Annotated in this window: 15 protein-coding genes and 2 tRNA genes; 8 read left to right on the forward strand and 9 right to left on the reverse strand. The window is 62.0% G+C overall.

Going from position 1 to position 14,863, the window contains the following annotated elements:
• Window positions 1-8: 8 nt before the first annotated feature.
• Together J7G73_RS09205 and J7G73_RS09210 are read right to left on the reverse strand one after the other, a co-directional pair.
• Window positions 9-95 (reverse strand) — tRNA-Leu (locus J7G73_RS09205).
• A 53-nt stretch (window positions 96-148) separates the two neighbouring features.
• Window positions 149-223: transfer RNA gene (locus J7G73_RS09210), tRNA-Gly, on the reverse strand.
• A gap of 222 nt (window positions 224-445) precedes the next feature.
• Here J7G73_RS09210 and J7G73_RS09215 point away from each other — a divergent pair.
• The 3 genes from J7G73_RS09215 (at window position 446) to trxA (ending at window position 2,227) form a co-directional block, all read left to right on the forward strand.
• The gene (locus tag J7G73_RS09215) at window positions 446-1,009 is read left to right on the forward strand and encodes a manganese efflux pump MntP family protein (RefSeq protein ID WP_087295959.1); all 564 of its coding nucleotides are present in this window, start codon (window positions 446-448) and stop codon (window positions 1,007-1,009) included.
• Window positions 1,010-1,105: 96 nt separating this feature from the next.
• A complete protein-coding gene (locus J7G73_RS09220) occupies window positions 1,106-1,774 on the forward strand; it encodes a Crp/Fnr family transcriptional regulator (protein WP_087295960.1) in 669 nt (222 codons plus the stop codon).
• Window positions 1,775-1,915: 141 nt separating this feature from the next.
• Entirely contained in the window at window positions 1,916-2,227 is a 312-nt protein-coding gene (trxA, locus tag J7G73_RS09225) for a thioredoxin (protein WP_087295961.1), read from the forward strand.
• A gap of 111 nt (window positions 2,228-2,338) precedes the next feature.
• Here trxA and J7G73_RS09230 read toward each other — a convergent pair whose 3' ends face one another.
• The 6 genes from J7G73_RS09230 to J7G73_RS09255 all read right to left on the reverse strand — a co-directional run bounded on the left by J7G73_RS09230 (window position 2,339) and on the right by J7G73_RS09255 (window position 7,164).
• Window positions 2,339-3,538 carry an AI-2E family transporter gene (locus tag J7G73_RS09230; RefSeq protein ID WP_291246038.1) on the reverse strand — a complete coding sequence of 400 codons (1,200 nt, stop codon included), beginning with the start codon at window positions 3,536-3,538 and terminating at the stop codon, window positions 2,339-2,341.
• A gap of 110 nt (window positions 3,539-3,648) precedes the next feature.
• Entirely contained in the window at window positions 3,649-4,380 is a 732-nt protein-coding gene (locus J7G73_RS09235; protein WP_291246039.1) for a glycoside hydrolase family 25 protein, read from the reverse strand.
• A 54-nt stretch (window positions 4,381-4,434) separates the two neighbouring features.
• A complete protein-coding gene (locus J7G73_RS09240; RefSeq protein ID WP_087295964.1) occupies window positions 4,435-5,163 on the reverse strand; it encodes an SDR family NAD(P)-dependent oxidoreductase in 729 nt (242 codons plus the stop codon).
• On the reverse strand, window positions 5,160-5,630 hold the full coding sequence (locus J7G73_RS09245; protein WP_087182324.1) for a nucleoside deaminase: 471 nt from the start codon (window positions 5,628-5,630) through the stop codon (window positions 5,160-5,162). Before J7G73_RS09245 ends, J7G73_RS09240 begins: the two co-directional genes overlap by 4 nt.
• A gap of 22 nt (window positions 5,631-5,652) precedes the next feature.
• A complete protein-coding gene (locus tag J7G73_RS09250; RefSeq protein WP_291246040.1) occupies window positions 5,653-6,513 on the reverse strand; it encodes a CPBP family intramembrane glutamic endopeptidase in 861 nt (286 codons plus the stop codon).
• Window positions 6,514-6,519: 6 nt separating this feature from the next.
• A complete protein-coding gene (locus tag J7G73_RS09255) occupies window positions 6,520-7,164 on the reverse strand; it encodes an HdeD family acid-resistance protein (protein ID WP_291246041.1) in 645 nt (214 codons plus the stop codon).
• Between the two features lie 215 nt (window positions 7,165-7,379).
• Between J7G73_RS09255 and J7G73_RS09260 the strand changes: the two genes are divergently transcribed.
• From J7G73_RS09260 to J7G73_RS09280, 5 genes are all read left to right on the forward strand, one after another.
• On the forward strand, window positions 7,380-8,849 hold the full coding sequence (locus tag J7G73_RS09260) for an aminotransferase class I/II-fold pyridoxal phosphate-dependent enzyme (protein ID WP_291246042.1): 1,470 nt from the start codon (window positions 7,380-7,382) through the stop codon (window positions 8,847-8,849).
• Window positions 8,850-8,853: 4 nt separating this feature from the next.
• Window positions 8,854-10,635 (forward strand): DUF6020 family protein, encoded by a 1,782-nt coding sequence (locus tag J7G73_RS09265; RefSeq protein WP_291246043.1) that lies wholly within the window; start codon window positions 8,854-8,856, stop codon window positions 10,633-10,635.
• Between the two features lie 87 nt (window positions 10,636-10,722).
• A complete protein-coding gene (gene scfA / locus J7G73_RS09270) occupies window positions 10,723-10,875 on the forward strand; it encodes a six-cysteine ranthipeptide SCIFF (protein WP_087182329.1) in 153 nt (50 codons plus the stop codon).
• 151 nt (window positions 10,876-11,026) lie between these two features.
• The gene (gene scfB, locus J7G73_RS09275) at window positions 11,027-12,406 is read left to right on the forward strand and encodes a thioether cross-link-forming SCIFF peptide maturase (protein ID WP_087295970.1); all 1,380 of its coding nucleotides are present in this window, start codon (window positions 11,027-11,029) and stop codon (window positions 12,404-12,406) included.
• Between the two features lie 259 nt (window positions 12,407-12,665).
• On the forward strand, window positions 12,666-13,697 hold the full coding sequence (locus J7G73_RS09280; RefSeq protein WP_291246044.1) for a D-alanyl-D-alanine carboxypeptidase family protein: 1,032 nt from the start codon (window positions 12,666-12,668) through the stop codon (window positions 13,695-13,697).
• Window positions 13,698-13,733: 36 nt separating this feature from the next.
• On the opposite strand, the gene J7G73_RS09285 is transcribed toward J7G73_RS09280, so the two are convergent.
• Window positions 13,734-14,528, reverse strand: coding sequence for a ZIP family metal transporter (locus J7G73_RS09285; RefSeq protein WP_291246045.1), 795 nt, complete (start codon window positions 14,526-14,528; stop codon window positions 13,734-13,736).
• Window positions 14,529-14,863 lie beyond the last annotated feature (335 nt).

Consider the following 14,863-nt stretch of genomic DNA (forward strand, 5'->3'; position numbering starts at 1 on the left):
GGGATTTTTGGTGCGGATGAAGGGACTTGAACCCCCACGGTATCGCTACCACTAGAACCTGAATCTAGCGCGTCTGCCAATTCCGCCACATCCGCATATGCTGTTGTTACAGCCAGCAAGCCGGAGCTCTTGCCCCTTGCCTGCTTTGTGGAGCAGGTGATGGGAGTCGAACCCACGTCCTCAGCTTGGAAGGCTGATGTACTAGCCGTTGTACGACACCTGCGCATCAGCTCTCTTGTGTCGGCTGCGAAATGTATTATAGCACGGTGTTTTGCAAAACGCAAGCCCTTTTTCAAAATATTTTTTAAAATTTTTTCTGTTTTTTCTCCGGGGCCCGGTGAGGGGCATAAGATATATGTTATAATTAATATTACTGTGCTTTTTGCAGGATACAAATCCCCCGGCCGATGGTCGGGCAAATTATCTGCGAGGGAGTTTTTCTTTTATGAGTCTGATCGAGCTGTTTATTCTGGCAGTCGGCCTTTCCATGGATGCGTTCGCCGTTTCCATCTGCAAGGGCCTGAGTCTTCCCTGCCTGAAGCCCCGTCATGCCGCCATCACCGGCCTGTACTTTGGCGGCTTCCAGGCGCTGATGCCTCTGATTGGCTACCTGCTGGGCACCCAGTTCCAGCAATTCATCACCAATATTGACCACTGGATCGCCTTTGGTCTGCTGGTGTTCATCGGCGTGAATATGATCCGGGAATCCCGCTCGAAGCCGGAGGAGCTGAACTGCCAGTTCAGTCCGGCGGCCATGCTCCCTCTGGCGGTAGCCACCAGCATCGACGCGCTGGCGGTGGGCGTGACCTTCGCGTTCCTGTCGGTGGACATTGTGCCCGCTGTCAGCTTTATCGGCGTGACCACCTTCTGCCTGTCCGCCGTGGGCGTGGCCATCGGTCACCGGTTCGGCGCCCGCTACAAATCCCGTGCCGAGCTGGCCGGCGGCATCGTTCTGGTGCTGATGGGCTGCAAGATCCTGCTGGAGCATCTGGGCCTGCTGGCATTTTGAGCCGCGGCGTTGCATCCTTCCTCTTTTTGTGGCATAATCGTTCTGTAATCCTTCTTGTCGTTTCGACAAAATCTGTAACCCCAGGGAGGCCCGCCGATGGAATTTTACGAATATCTTCCCTTTTGGCCCAAGCTCACCCGTGAGCAGCAGCAGTACCTGACCCAGAACGTGACACTGCATCACGTGAGCAAGGGCGAGGTGGTGCGCAACGGCTCCGAGGACTGCGTGGGCCCGCTGATCGTGGTACACGGCCAGCTGCGGGGATACTCCTTCTCCGAGGAGGGGCGCGAGGTCACCCTGTACCGGCTGTTTGAACGGGATGTGTGCATTCTCTCGGCCTACTGCATGCTGAACAGCCTGCAGTTCGACATCTCGGTGCAGGCGGAAAAGGATTGCATCCTCTACCGCATCCCCGCACCGGTCTACAAAAAGCTGATGCAGGAATCCGCCCCGGTGGCCAACTACACCACCGAGCTGATCGCCAGCCGCTTTTCCGATGTGATGTGGCTGCTGGACCAGATTCTCTACAAGCATCTGGACAGCCGCCTGGCCGCCTTTCTGGTGGGCGAAGCCCAGCTGAACGACACCACCAAGCTTCGCCTGACCCATGAGGAGATCGCCCATCATCTGGGCAGCGCCCGGGAGGTGGTGACCCGGATGCTCAAATATTTCCAGACCGAAAAGATGGTGCTCATCGCCCGGGGCTGCATCACCCTGCTGGACATGGACAAGCTGCGTGAGGTGGCGAAGGACAGTTTGCGCTGAGGCCTCAAACCTTCACCGGTGTGGTATACTTAAGGTGATTACATCACGGATAACCGGCCCCGCCACTGATATACTAAAGTCAATGGATGAATTGCTCTGCACTCACCTGCGGAGCCCTGAAATAAAAAGGAGTGTTATGAAATGAGCGTTGTAACTGTAAATAAAGCAAACTTCGAGCAGGAGGTCCTGCAGAGCAATGTCCCCGTGCTGGTGGATTTCTGGGCGACCTGGTGCGGCCCCTGCCGTATGATGGCCCCCATCGTGGATGAAGTGGCCGAGGAGAAGGCCGGTCAGGTGAAGGTCTGCAAGATCGACATCGACGAGAACCCCGAGCTGGCCATGCAGTTCGGCGTGATGAGCATCCCCACCCTGGTGGTGTTCAAGAACGGCGCCGTTGCCAACAAGAGCGTGGGCCTGAAGCCCAAGGCTGCTGTGGAAGAGCTGCTGAAATAATTGAATTTGCAAAGGCCGCCGGTTTCCACCGGCGGCCTTCTTTTTGTGTATACGCAAAAGAGCGCCTGCCCGGTTCAAATCGCCGGGCAAGCGCTTTTACTGTTTGCGGATTTACTTTTTCTTCGCAGTCTTCGGCGGCTGGGCCGGGGCCTTTTTTGCGGGAGCCGCCGGGGCCAGCATATACTTTGCCTTTTCCACGCCGCGGCTGCGCAGGCGCTCCCGGGTGGCGGTGCGCAGAAGGCTGTAAAGCACCGAGCACAGCGGGATCATCACCAGCATGCCAACCACGCCGAACATGCTGCCGCCCAGCGTAACGGCGGTGAGCACCCACACCGAAGGCAGGCCCACCGAGCTGCCCACCACACGGGGGTAGATCAGGTTGCCCTCGATCTGCTGGATCACCAGGAACAGGATCACGAACACCACAGCCTGCATGGGGTTCTGGATCAGAATCAGGAATGCGCCCACGAAGCAGCCGATAAAGGCACCGAATACCGGAATCAGCGCGGTGACCGCCACCAGCACACTAACCAGCAGCACATAGGGCATGCGGAACAGCAGCATGCCCACCGCGAACAGCGCGCCCAGGATGCATGCCTCCAGGCACTGACCGGACAGAAAGTTCGAGAAGGTCTTGTTGGCCAGGCGAAGCACCTCCAGCACCTTTTCCGCATGCTCCGGCCGCATCCAGGCAAACAGGAGCATCCGACCCTGGCGGCTCAGCGTCTCCTTCTGGAACAGCAGGTAGATGGCGAAAATGAAGGCAATGAAGAAGTTCACAAAGCCCGAGATGATGCCGGTGGCGGCGGTAACCGTGTTGCCCACCAGAGCAAGGCCGCCGTTCTTCAGCCAGTCCATCACCTGCTGGGTCACGTTGCGCAGATTCAGGTTCCCGGCATCGCTCAGCCAGTCCGCTAACTCAGGGTAGCGGATCATCAGCTCGTTGGCCCACTCCTGCGCCTGTGCCCAGAAGGCGGGCATCCGGGCAGCAACGGTCTGCACGGTGTTCTGCAGCTGCGGCAGCACCAGCAGCGACACCACCATGACCACGCCGATCACTCCGGCCAGCGTGATCACCAGCGAGATGCCCCGGTGGGCCCTTTGCAGCTTCTGGGGCAGATGGGTCTCGATGGCGCGCATGGGCACATTCAGAATGAAGGCCATGGCTGCGCCAATCAAAAAGGGCATGAACAGCCCGGCCACCGTGCCCAGAAAACCGCCTACACGGTCCATATTCTGCAAGCCCCAGTAAAGCAGGATGCAGAAGGTGGCAATGCCCAGTACATTGCGTAAAAAGGTTTTGTTTTCCATATGGTTCTCCTAAACAGCGGATCATTTTTTGTTCCATATCCGGGGCAGCCTGCTTGTGGGCTGCTCCGGCATCGCCTTAACGATAGCATGTTTTGCCCGGTGATGCAACCTTATTCCTCGGCCAGGATCAGCGCGATCCGGTCCAGCTTATCCTGCGCGGCACGCCAGAGCTGGTAGTAATCGTCCTCCGGCTGAGTGGGGTCCACTTCCGGCAGATAGCCGTTCTTACCCGCCGCCCGGATCAGCGGCAGATAATCCTTATAGCTGTAGTTCAGGTCCACGTTGCCGCTCACGCCGCTCACCTGGCCCACCGAGGAGTACTGCCAGACCCCATAGTTTCCGCCACACCCCACATAGCCCCGGTAGTCAGCCACCCACAGGGGATAGGCCGCCAGCTGCTGGGTGTTGACATAGCGGCGCAGGAATTCGGTGTAGCTGTAATACCCCGGGAACCAGCCCTTCTGGTCCAGTATATCCATGGAAAACTGGATCAGCCAGGTCACCGCGTCCCGTCCCAGGCTGGCCAGCGAAGCATCCTCCACGTCCACGTAGACGGGATATTCCAGCCGGTGGCCCTCCAGAGCCTTCAAAAACACATCCAGCTCCCGGATGACCTCACTCTCGGTTTTGGCATAGGTGTAAAAATAGGCCCCCACCCGCAGCCCGGCGGCATGCGCTCCCTGCACGTTGCGGGTGAAATAGGGGTCCACATAGGGCCCGCTCTGGTTGCTGGAGCCCACCCGGACGATGGCGAACTCCTTGCCCGCCGCAGCCACGGCGGACCAGTCCACCACGCCCTGATAACGGGATACGTCGATCCCTTCCTGGAATACAGTCATCATGCTCCCCTCCTTGCCCGCATTGTATGCGGCGGAAAGGGAAAGCGTTCCGGCAGCTTACACCACCAGACCGCCGTTCACGCCCAGCACCTGCCCGGTGATGTAGTCCGCGTCGTCGCTGGCCAGAAACAGGATGGCCTTTGCCACCTGCTCCGGGCTGCCCAGACTGCCTAGCGGGGTCTCCTCCGCCAGAGCAGCCTTGTCCTCGGCGGAAAAGGCCGCCATCATGTCGGTCTCGATCACGCCGGGGGCCACGCAGTTCACCGTGATGCCGCTGGGGCCTTCTTCTTTGGCCAGCGCCCGCGTCAGGCCGATCAGCCCCGCCTTGGCGGCGGAATAGGCCACTTCACAGCTGCCGCCCACCTGGCCCCACATGGAGCTCACGGTCACAATGCGTCCCCACTTCTGATGCAGCATGTGGGGCAGCGCGCACTGGCAGCAATGGAAGGCCCCGCTCAGATGCACATCCAGCATCCGCTGCCAGGCGGCGGGGGTCACATCGGTGAAGAGCTCCTGCCGGGCAATGCCCGCATTGCAGACCAGCACATCCACCCCGCCGAAGGCTTCCTCCACCTGCCGGAACATGGCCTCCACCTGAGCCCGGTCGGCCACATCCGCCTGCACCGGCAGCATCCGGTCCGGCCACTGGGCCGCCAGGGCCTCAGCCTCAGCCTTGCTGGCGTTATAGTTGACGGCCACCCGGTATCCGGCATTGGCGAAGGCTCGGGCCACCGCCGCACCGATGCCCCGGCTCGCCCCGGTGACCAGCACTGTTTTCTCTCTCATTTTCCCTTTTTCTCCTCCCGTTTGCGCCGCAGCATGGCAAAAAACTCCTGAAGCAGGGCGGCGGCCTCCTGCTCCCGCAGACCGCTCTCGATCACCGGATGGTGATTGAACGGATAGGCGAACAGGTCCACCAGCGAGCCGCAGCAGCCCGCCTTGGTATCCTTTGCGCCGTAGACCACCCGTTTGATGCGGCTGTTGATGATGGCGCCGCTGCACATGGGGCAGGGCTCCAGCGTCACAAACAGCTCGCACTGCCACAGCCGCCAGCCGCCCAGCTTTTTGCAGGCCGCGTCGATGGCCAGCAGCTCGGCGTGGTGCAGAGCGTTCTTCTCGGTCTCTCGGGTGTTATGGGCCAGGGCGATGGGCTCGCCGTCCTTGGCCACCACCGCTCCCACCGGCACCTCGCCCAGAGCGGCGGCTTTTTTGGCTTCCTCCAGGGCCAGGCCCATCAGTTCTTCGTCGGTCATTGGGTTTCTCCTTTGTGAAAGATCATGTAAATGTGGCGTGCAGCATCTGCACCGCCAGCAGCACCGCTGCCAGGACATAGCCGGGGCAGCGAGCAAGGGCTCCCGCTCCTGTGCCGTGCAGGCGGGGCGGAAGCTTGGGCCTTGCCGCCCAAACCGCCAGCACGGCGGCGGGCAGGCCGAACAGCAGCAGCGGCTGCACCCAGGCAGGGCCCGCGCCGGTCTGGCCCAGCAAAGCCAAAGTATTGTTATAAAGATGAAAGACCATGCCGGGCCAGAGGCTGCCGCTGGTTTCGGCGCAAAGGCCCAGCGCCAGCCCGGAAAGCAGCGCCGAAAAACAGGCCGGTGCCTCGCCGTGCAGCAGCGCGAACAGCACTGCCTGGCCCCATATCGCCGCCCGGCCGCCCCAGGGGCGCAGGTAGCCCTGCATCAGCCCTCGGAAGAGCAGCTCCTCGCCCACCGCCGGGACAAGCGCCAGCCGCAGCCACAGCAGCCCGGCCGGGGCGTCTGCCAGCTGCACACCGGCGGCTTCTCCCAGCACGGCACGCAGGCCGGTGCTGGCAAGATTGCCCGCCATGGTGAGCGCCCAGAACGCAAGAAACAACGCCGGGAACAGCCCTCTCCGGGGCCGTTTGAGAAGCACCGGGGCCCCGGGCGGACTTGCCAGCGCCACCAGCAGCGGAGCCGCCAGGGCCAGCAGATTTTTACCCAGCGCCACCAGCTCACCCGCCACTGGGGACAGACTGTCCACCGACGGGCCCAGCAGCCCGCTCAGGGCGGAATCTGCCGCCAGATAGACCAGCGCGGCCAGCCCGCACATGGCGGCGGCCCGCTGCAATTCCGGCGGCAACGGCTCTGTTGTTTGTTTGGAAAGCGTCCGTTTCATGCCGCTTTAACGCTTGTCATCCAGATCGCGCCAGTCTGCCTCCACGATGTCCCCATCATCAAAGGCGGGGTCACCCAGCATCTCCTGCATCTGATCGGCCATATCCCGGGCGGTCTTTTCCAGCCCCTTCAGCTGGATCGCGGCCCAGATGTACCCGACCAGATTCAATGCGCCCTCCACCATCAGGATCACGCCGATGGCCATGACCAGCAGCTCCACAGTGCCAAACGGATTCCACAGCATCACCGCGCCCAGCACCACGCTGACCAGCGCCAGAATCAGCAGGCTCCACCAGCGGTCGTAGCCCGCGGCCCGCAGTTCAAAGGCGCTCTGCACCCGCATCACGCCGTCCATGATGACGAACAGACCCACCAGAATGGGCAGGATGGACACCACGGTCTGGGGCCGAATCAGCAAAAAGATACCCAGAGCCACCGCAGCTGCGCCAAACAGCCAGCCGAAGTAGCTGAAGAAGCCCCGCACCTCAGCCTTCAAAAAGCTGTAGATGCTACCCACGCCTTTCATCAGGATCACCAGGCCGAACAGCCCGCACACCACCCGAAGGGATGCCTCCGGCCAAAGCAGCAGTGCCAGGCCCACCAGAATAAAAGCCACCGACGAGATGGGAAAGGTCTTGCGGAAATTTTTCATGGCAAATTCCTCATTTCATTCGGACGCATCCTGTGCAAGGCGCGTCACTGGTTGATACTTATTTTGATTATTATACCATAAAACTGACCGGTTTCCTGTTGCCGCGCACACTTCACTTCTTTTTTTGCGCCGCCGGGGCAAGTGTGCTATGATAAAGTGGAAAAAACGCGGGGTCTTCCCACCGGAAACGCCCCGCTTCAAAGGAGTATTTCCGCATGCCCGATCAATTCCCCCCGCTTCTGGAAGCGCTGGCCCGCCACAGCACCGGCGGCCCCGCTCCCATGCACATGCCCGGCCACAAACGAAACGCCGCACTGGCCCCCTATCTGGCCGCTCTGGGCGCGGCCTGGGACATCACCGAGATCCACGGCTTCGACGACCTTCACGAGGCCGAGGGTATTTTGAAGGATTCCATGGACCGTGCCGCCCGGCTGTGGGGCGCACAGCGCAGCTTTTATCTGGTAAACGGCAGCACCTGCGGCATTCTGGCTGGCATCCGAGCGGCGGCAGGCCGGGGCGGCAAGGTGATCCTGAGCCGCGGCTGCCACAAATCCGTCTATCACGCGCTGGAGCTTTGCGGCGCGGTGCCGGTCTGGCTGGCCCCGCCGGTGGACGAAAGCTTCGGGGTGCTGGCCTCCATCACCCCGGATCAAGTGCGGGCCGCACTGGCCGCTCACCCGGACGCAAAGCTGCTGGTGCTCACCAGCCCCACCTATGAGGGCGTGATCAGCGATCTTGCCGCCATCTGCGCCGCCGCCCACGCCGCCGGGGTCCCGGTGCTGGTGGACGAGGCCCACGGCGCTCATCTGGGCCTTGCCCCCGGCTGGCCCGCCGGGGCAGTGACCGCCGGGGCGGACGTGGTGGTCCAGAGCCTGCACAAGACCCTGCCCAGCCTGACCCAGACCGGCATCCTGCACCAGCAGGGTGAGCTGATTTCAGCCGAGTCTCTGGCCCGCCAGCTGGGCATCTTCGAGACCAGCAGCCCCTCCTACCTGCTGATGGCCAGCATGGACGGCTGCGTGGACCTTCTGGAACGCCGGGGCGGCGAGCTGTTTGCCCGCTGGCAGGCGGCGCTGGCTGCCTTTGACCGGGCGATTGCCGGGCTTGCCCGGCTGCGAGTACTCTGCCACGGGGCGGACGCACCAGAACAGCACCCCGGCATTTTCGCCCACGATCCCGGCAAGCTGGTGATCTCCACCCGGGGTACCGCTCTCACCGGCCCCGGACTGATGGCCCGGCTGCGGGAGGAGTTTTCCATTGAACTGGAGATGGCCAGCGGCGACTGGGCCATTGCCATGACCGGCCTGGGCGACGCCGAGGAGAATCTGCTGCGGCTGGCCCGGGCGCTTATGGCCATTGACAAAAGCCTTGCCGCCTGCCCGATGCCGCCTGCCGCCGAGCCGCTGCCATTGCCGCCCACCGCCCTGCCGGTGGCCCAGGCGCTGGAGCTGCCCTGTGAGGAGGCACCGCTTGCCGCCTGTGAGGGCCGGGTAAGCGCCGAATATGTGTGGGCTTATCCCCCGGGCATTCCCCTCATCGTGCCCGGCGAGCGGGTGGACCGGGTCTTTCTGGACTGCTGTGCCCGGCTGAACCGCCAGGGTGTGCGGCTGCACAGCACCGGCGGCACCATGCCCCGGGCCCTGCGGGTGCTGCACCCTTCTTCTAATCCAACCAAAGGAGATTGATCTCATGTTATCCAGCTTTTCCCATGCGGAGGCCTTTGTGAGCCGCCACCGGCGTATCGTTCCCGCCGCCGGTGTGGTGAGCGGGCTGTTCTGTGCCCTGTTCCTGCTCTGGGCCTGCCAGGTGTGGTCCCCGCCCTTCTTCTGTTTGTTCTGGGGCATCTGCTTTGTCTGCGCGGTGCGCGGCCTGTGCGCCAGGCCCTCCCGCCGGGAGGGGCTTGCCTGCGGGGCACTGGGCGCAGTGTTCTGCTTTTTCACCTTAGGGCAGAACGTGGTGGCGGGTACCATGCAGTTTAACCTTGCCTTTCTGGCATTCTGGGTGCTGCTCAGCGCCCTTCTGTTTCCCATTCTGCTGGGGCTGTGCCGCTTTCTGGCCCATCTGCCGGCTGTGGATGCACCCACCACACCTGCCGGGCCGCTGTGGCAGCAGCTGGCGCTGTACACCGGAGTTATTCTGGTACTTTGGCTGCCGGTCTTTCTGTGCTGGGGCCCGGTACGGCTGGATGTGGACTCCGTCCAGCTGCTGGAGCAGGCCTTCCACGGCGGGCTGAACGACGCCCACCCCATCTTTTATACCCTGCTGCTGCGGCTGATCCTCTGGCCCTTTTACAAGCTGGGCCTGATCGAGCTGGGCGCTTACCTGTTCGGCTTTCTGCAGATGAGCGCCGTGGCCGCCATGCTGGCCTACAGCCTGGTCTGGATGCGGCGGCGTGGCGCGGGGCTGCTCGCTGTTGGTCTGGGCTTTGCCCTCTTCGGCGGCTGTACCATGTACGCCTTCCAGAGCCTGGTGGTCTGGAAGGACCCGCTGTTCAACGGGGTGCTGCTGCTCTACTGCCTGTTTCTGTTCGACACCGCCCGCTGCAAGGGCGAAAACCTGCGGCAGAAGGGCGGAGTGATTCACTTTGTTGTCCTCACCCTGCTTCTTTGCTTTCTGCGGGGCAACGGCTGGCCCATCGCGGCGGTGGTCTGCCTTGCGCTGTGCGCTCTGCGCCCGGCCCGCCGCCGCATTCTCACCGTGCTGCTGCCGGTGCTGATCGGCGTAAAGCTGATTACCGGGCCGGTCTACGGCGCACTGGGCCTGCAGAGCACCCTCACCGCCGAGGCCTGGGCCGTACCGCTGCAGCAGGTGGCCTATGTGGCCGCCTCTGAGCCGGAGGCCTTCAGCCCCCAGCAGGCCGAGACCATCGCCCGGGTGATTCCGGTGGAGGCCATGGCCCAGAGCTACAGCTCCATCACGGTGGACCCGGTGAAGACCAGCTCGGAATTCAACGCCGAGCATTTTGCCACCCTGCAGGGCAAGCTGGACCTGCTCTCGGTGTGGGCACAGCTGCTGCCCGGCCACTGGCAGGGCTACCTGAAGGCCTGGCTGGCCGAGGTGGCGGGCTATGTGAGCCCCCGGTTTGACGGCGGCAGCTATTCCTTCCCCTACGAGGGCAGCAACGGAGCCTTCGGCATCACCAGCAAGGACATCGTGCTGGGACTCACCGGCTGGGCCGGCCTGCGGGACGAGCTGGAGGCCCGTGCGGTGTTCATTCCGCCCGCGCTTATGGCTTACGGTCTTCTTTTGTGCGGCGTGGTGCAGCTGCTGCGCCGCCGCGCCCGGCTGCTGCTGGCCTATCTGCCGCTGTATCTGGTGTGGTTCGGTCTGGTGGTGGGCGCGCCCAATTATATGCAGATCCGCTATCTGCTGGCCTTCGCCTACTTCATCCCCTGCGCCCTGTTCACCCTGCTGGCTCCCGCCGGGGCCGCCAAAGTAGGTATTGACGAAAAGGCCGCTTCCATTGTATAATAAACGCAAGTTTCTATAGGTTTCTTAAGCGTCGGGCATTCCCGCCCGGTTCCCGGAAATTTATGGTATAGAAAGGGGGACATATCGATGAACCGGATTCAGACTCTCGAGACCCGCGACCTGGCCAAGAGCGTACAGACCGGCGGCTGCGGCGAATGCCAGACTTCCTGCCAGTCTGCCTGCAAAACCTCCTGCGGTGTTGCTAACCAGATGTGCGAGCATAAGAACGACGAGAAGTAATTCTTGCCTTGCAGCATACCGCCTGCCGCATTGTGCGCAGGCGGTATTTTTTGCGTTTTCATCCAGCCGGGGCCTGCCCCCGCCGGATTTTTGAATAGATCCTTTGTTTTTCGTTTTAGATAGATTCATTACAGAAAGGAACCTTCGTTTCATGATCCATCAGTATAAACTCAACGGATACAACATCGTGCTGGACGTATTCAGCGGCTCGGTCCATGTGGTGGACGAGGTGGCCTACGATGTGATCGGCCTGTACGAGACCACCCCCGCCGACGAGATCGTGGCCAAAATGCTGGAGAAATACGCCGGCCGCGAGGATGTGACCGAGGCCGACCTGCGCCAGTGCCTCGAGGACATCGCCGAGCTGGAAAAGGCCGGCAAGCTCTTCGCCAAGGACATCTACGGCGACATGGCCTTCGATTTCAAAAAGCGCGTGACCGAAGTGAAGGCTATGTGCCTGCATGTGGCTCACACCTGCAACCTGAACTGCGAATACTGCTTCGCCAGCCAGGGCAACTACCACGGCGAGCGTGCCCTGATGAGCTTTGAGGTGGGCAAGCAGGCCCTGGACTTCCTGGTGGCGAACAGCGGCAAGCGCCGCAACCTGGAGGTGGACTTCTTCGGCGGCGAGCCTCTGATGAACTGGGATGTGGTCAAGCAGCTGGTTGCCTACGGCCGCAGCCTGGAGGAGCCCAACAACAAGAAGTTCCGCTTCACCCTGACCACCAACGGCGTTCTGGTGGACGACGAGGTCATCGAGTTCGCCAACAAGGAAATGAACAACGTGGTTATGAGCATCGACGGCCGTAAAGAGGTCCACGACCGGCTGCGCAAGAACTACGCCGGTCAGGGCAGCTACGACACCATCGTGCCCAAGTTCCAGAAGTTCGCCAAGGCTCGTGGCAATAAGGAATACTACGTGCGTGGCACCTTCACCCACAACAACGTGGACTTCACCAACGACATCTTCCACCTGGCCGATCTGGGCTTTGACCAGCTGAGCATGGAGCCGGTGGTCTGCGCCCCCGGCGACCCCTACGCCCTCACCGAGGAGGATCTGCCCAAGATCATGGAGCAGTACGAGATCCTGGCCAAGGAGATGCTGCGCCGCGAGAGCGAGGGCAAGGGCTTTACCTTCTACCACTACATGATCGACCTGAACCACGGCCCCTGCATCTACAAGCGCATCTCCGGCTGCGGCAGCGGCACCGAGTATCTGGCTGTGACCCCCTGGGGCGAGCTGTTCCCCTGCCATCAGTTTGTGGGCGACCCGAAGTACAGCATGGGCAACGTATGGGACGGCGTGACCAACACCGCCCTGCGGGACGAGTTCAAGCTGTGCAACGCCTATGCCCGCCCCGGCTGCAAGGACTGCTGGGCCAAGCTGTACTGCTCCGGCGGCTGCGCTGCCAACGCCTACCACGCCACCGGTAGCATCACCGGCGTTTACGAGTACGGCTGTGAGCTGTTCCGCAAGCGGATGGAATGCGCCATCATGATGAAGGTGGCCGAGGCCGGCATGAAAAAGTAATTTTTCCACAGCCTTTCCACGAAGTTTTCCACAATCCGGCACACGGCCGGTGAAAAACTGACCTCACAGGTTCAAAATCCCCCGGTGGCTTGCGCGAAACGCGGCCACTGGGGGATTTTTTTGCCGTAAGAAAACTGTATGAAATCTGAAAGCCGGCCGCAAAACACTCGCGGCCGTTTTTTGTTATAACAGAAGTATCCCAATACAACGCCCGGCGGCGTCCCCTTTGCCGCCGGACCAAGAAAGGCCGATGCTTGTTATGACCACTCAGCGCACCCTGCGCCCCCGTTACCCGGCATGCCAGCCCGTGGCAGCTCGCCGTATTCCTTCCGCCCCGCGCCGCCGGGCAAAACGCCGCCGCCGAAGCCGCCGCGGCCCGCTGACCCTGTGGGTGCTGGCTCTGCTGCTCTTTGCGGCACTGGCCTGGTTCAAGACCGTTTCCTTTGGTGCGTCTGATTTTTTGCCGCAGGATTCTGTTTCCGCCTCTTCCCTGCCCGCCCTGAGCAATCTTTCCAGCCCGCGGGCCGCGCTGCTGGACCGGACCAGCGGTGAACTGATCGCCGGGCAAAACACCGACACGGAAGCCCCGCCCGCCTCGCTCACCAAAATGATGACGGTTCTGCTGGCCATCGAAAGTCTGCCGGACCTGGACCAGACCGTGACCGTCCCCGCCGAAATCTTCAATGACCTGTGGACGGAAAACGCCTCGCTGGCCGGGTTTGCTCCCGGTGAAAGCGTGCCGCTGCGGGATCTGCTCTACGGGGCGATGCTGCCCTCCGGCGCGGATTGCTGCCTGACACTGGCCCGGCAGGTCAGCGGCAGCGAGGATGCCTTTGTGGAACAGATGAACCAACGGGCAGAGGAGCTGGGGCTGGAGCACACCCATTTTACCAACTGCACCGGTCTGGAGGACCCTGACCATTACGCTTCGGCGGCAGACCTGGCCCATCTGCTGGACACCGCACTGGAAAACGAGACCTTCCGCCAGGTATTCACCTCCCGCAGCCATACCACCTCGGCCACCGGTGAGCATCCCCAGGGCTTCACTATGTACAGCTCCATGTTTGCCCGCCTGGACGCCATACCCGGCCAGGGCGGGGAGCTTCTGGGCGGCAAGACCGGCTACACCAGCCAGGCAGGGCTGTGCCTGGCCAGCCTGATGGAGATAGAAGGCCGGGAGTACATTCTGGTCACCACCGGCGCACCCGGGGACCATTCCACCGAGCCCTACCACCTGCTGGACGCGCTGGAGGTCTGCAGGCAGCTGCGGGACGGCGCCCTCAGTGCATGAAAAAACGGAGCGATGAAACCATCGCTCCGTTTTTGTTTATCCCAGCGCCACGTCCAGGATCATCATCACCAGAAAACCGGCCATTACGCCCAAAGTACCCACGTTGGAGTGTTCGCCCAGATGCGCCTGGGGGATCAGCTCCTCCACTACCACATAGATCATGGCGCCTGCCGCAAAGGCCAGCAGCCAGGGCATGAAGGGCCCGATGAAGCCGGACAGCAGCACCACCAGAATGCCAAAGATGGGCTCCACCACGCCGGAGGCACTACCGTACAAAAATGCCTTGCCCCGGCTCATGCCCTCCTGATGCAGGGGCAGCGAGATGGCCGCGCCCTCGGGAAAATTCTGGATGCCGATGCCGATGGCCAGCGCCATGGCCCCGGTAAGTGCGGCCTCGGCCCCGCTCTGCTGAGCCGCCAGCGCAAAGGACAGGCCCACCGCCATGCCCTCGGGAATGTTATGCAGCGTCACTGCCAGCACCAGCAGGGTGGTACGCCGCCAGTTGGCGTGCAGGCCCTCCGGCTGGTCCGAGCCCGCATGCAGGTGGGGCAACAGCCCGTCCATCAGCATCAGAAAGGCCACGCCAAGCACAAAGCCGCCCGCCGCCGGAATCCAGCCGATCTGGCCCGCCGCCTCGGCCTGCTCGATGGCCGGGATCAGCAAGCTCCACACCGAGGCCGCGATCATCACACCGGCCGCAAAGCCCAGAAAGATCCGCTGCATCCCCTCGCTGGCCTTTTTGCGCAGCAGGAACACCATGGCCGATCCCAGACTGGTCATGCCGAAGGTCACGCCTGTGCCCACAGCTGCCCAAAGCAATGCTTTCGTCATTGTTTCCTCCGTTCCACGGGCCGCAATGCCCGTTGTATGCTTCCTTTTGGATGGAGTATATAAGAATCATTCTTATTTGTCAAGTGACTTTGTTGCACAGCTGTTTTGCGATTTCTGCTATAGCGAAGAAAAGCGGCCTCCCCAAAACGGGGAAGCCGCCATAATATTCAAAAACTCAGCAGTCGGTGTAGTACTTGCCCAGCTCGTCCGCTGCCAGAATGGCTGCGTACACACTGTCGGCATCCACCGGGAAGGGCATGTTGTGCAGGGTGTCGGCGTCGGCGCAGGCCAGCTTGGCAACCTCCATCAGCTGCTCCTGGGTGGGATTCTCCACG

Origin of the sequence: Allofournierella sp. (genome assembly GCF_017889395.1) — a bacterium.
Lineage (GTDB): Bacteria > Bacillota > Clostridia > Oscillospirales > Ruminococcaceae > Allofournierella.

What these genes read in the sequence shown, in the direction of transcription:
- J7G73_RS09215 (WP_087295959.1), top strand. Translation starts at nt 446, where the DNA reads ATGAGTCTGATCGAGCTGTTTATTCTGGCAGTCGGCCTTTCCATGGAT.
- J7G73_RS09220 (WP_087295960.1), top strand. Translation starts at nt 1,106, where the DNA reads ATGGAATTTTACGAATATCTTCCCTTTTGGCCCAAGCTCACCCGTGAG.
- trxA (WP_087295961.1), top strand. Translation starts at nt 1,916, where the DNA reads ATGAGCGTTGTAACTGTAAATAAAGCAAACTTCGAGCAGGAGGTCCTG.
- J7G73_RS09230 (WP_291246038.1), bottom strand. Translation starts at nt 3,538, where the DNA reads ATGGAAAACAAAACCTTTTTACGCAATGTACTGGGCATTGCCACCTTC.
- J7G73_RS09235 (WP_291246039.1), bottom strand. Translation starts at nt 4,380, where the DNA reads ATGATGACTGTATTCCAGGAAGGGATCGACGTATCCCGTTATCAGGGC.
- J7G73_RS09240 (WP_087295964.1), bottom strand. Translation starts at nt 5,163, where the DNA reads ATGAGAGAGAAAACAGTGCTGGTCACCGGGGCGAGCCGGGGCATCGGT.
- J7G73_RS09245 (WP_087182324.1), bottom strand. Translation starts at nt 5,630, where the DNA reads ATGACCGACGAAGAACTGATGGGCCTGGCCCTGGAGGAAGCCAAAAAA.
- J7G73_RS09250 (WP_291246040.1), bottom strand. Translation starts at nt 6,513, where the DNA reads ATGAAACGGACGCTTTCCAAACAAACAACAGAGCCGTTGCCGCCGGAA.
- J7G73_RS09255 (WP_291246041.1), bottom strand. Translation starts at nt 7,164, where the DNA reads ATGAAAAATTTCCGCAAGACCTTTCCCATCTCGTCGGTGGCTTTTATT.
- J7G73_RS09260 (WP_291246042.1), top strand. Translation starts at nt 7,380, where the DNA reads ATGCCCGATCAATTCCCCCCGCTTCTGGAAGCGCTGGCCCGCCACAGC.
- J7G73_RS09265 (WP_291246043.1), top strand. Translation starts at nt 8,854, where the DNA reads ATGTTATCCAGCTTTTCCCATGCGGAGGCCTTTGTGAGCCGCCACCGG.
- scfA (WP_087182329.1), top strand. Translation starts at nt 10,723, where the DNA reads ATGAACCGGATTCAGACTCTCGAGACCCGCGACCTGGCCAAGAGCGTA.
- scfB (WP_087295970.1), top strand. Translation starts at nt 11,027, where the DNA reads ATGATCCATCAGTATAAACTCAACGGATACAACATCGTGCTGGACGTA.
- J7G73_RS09280 (WP_291246044.1), top strand. Translation starts at nt 12,666, where the DNA reads ATGACCACTCAGCGCACCCTGCGCCCCCGTTACCCGGCATGCCAGCCC.
- J7G73_RS09285 (WP_291246045.1), bottom strand. Translation starts at nt 14,528, where the DNA reads ATGACGAAAGCATTGCTTTGGGCAGCTGTGGGCACAGGCGTGACCTTC.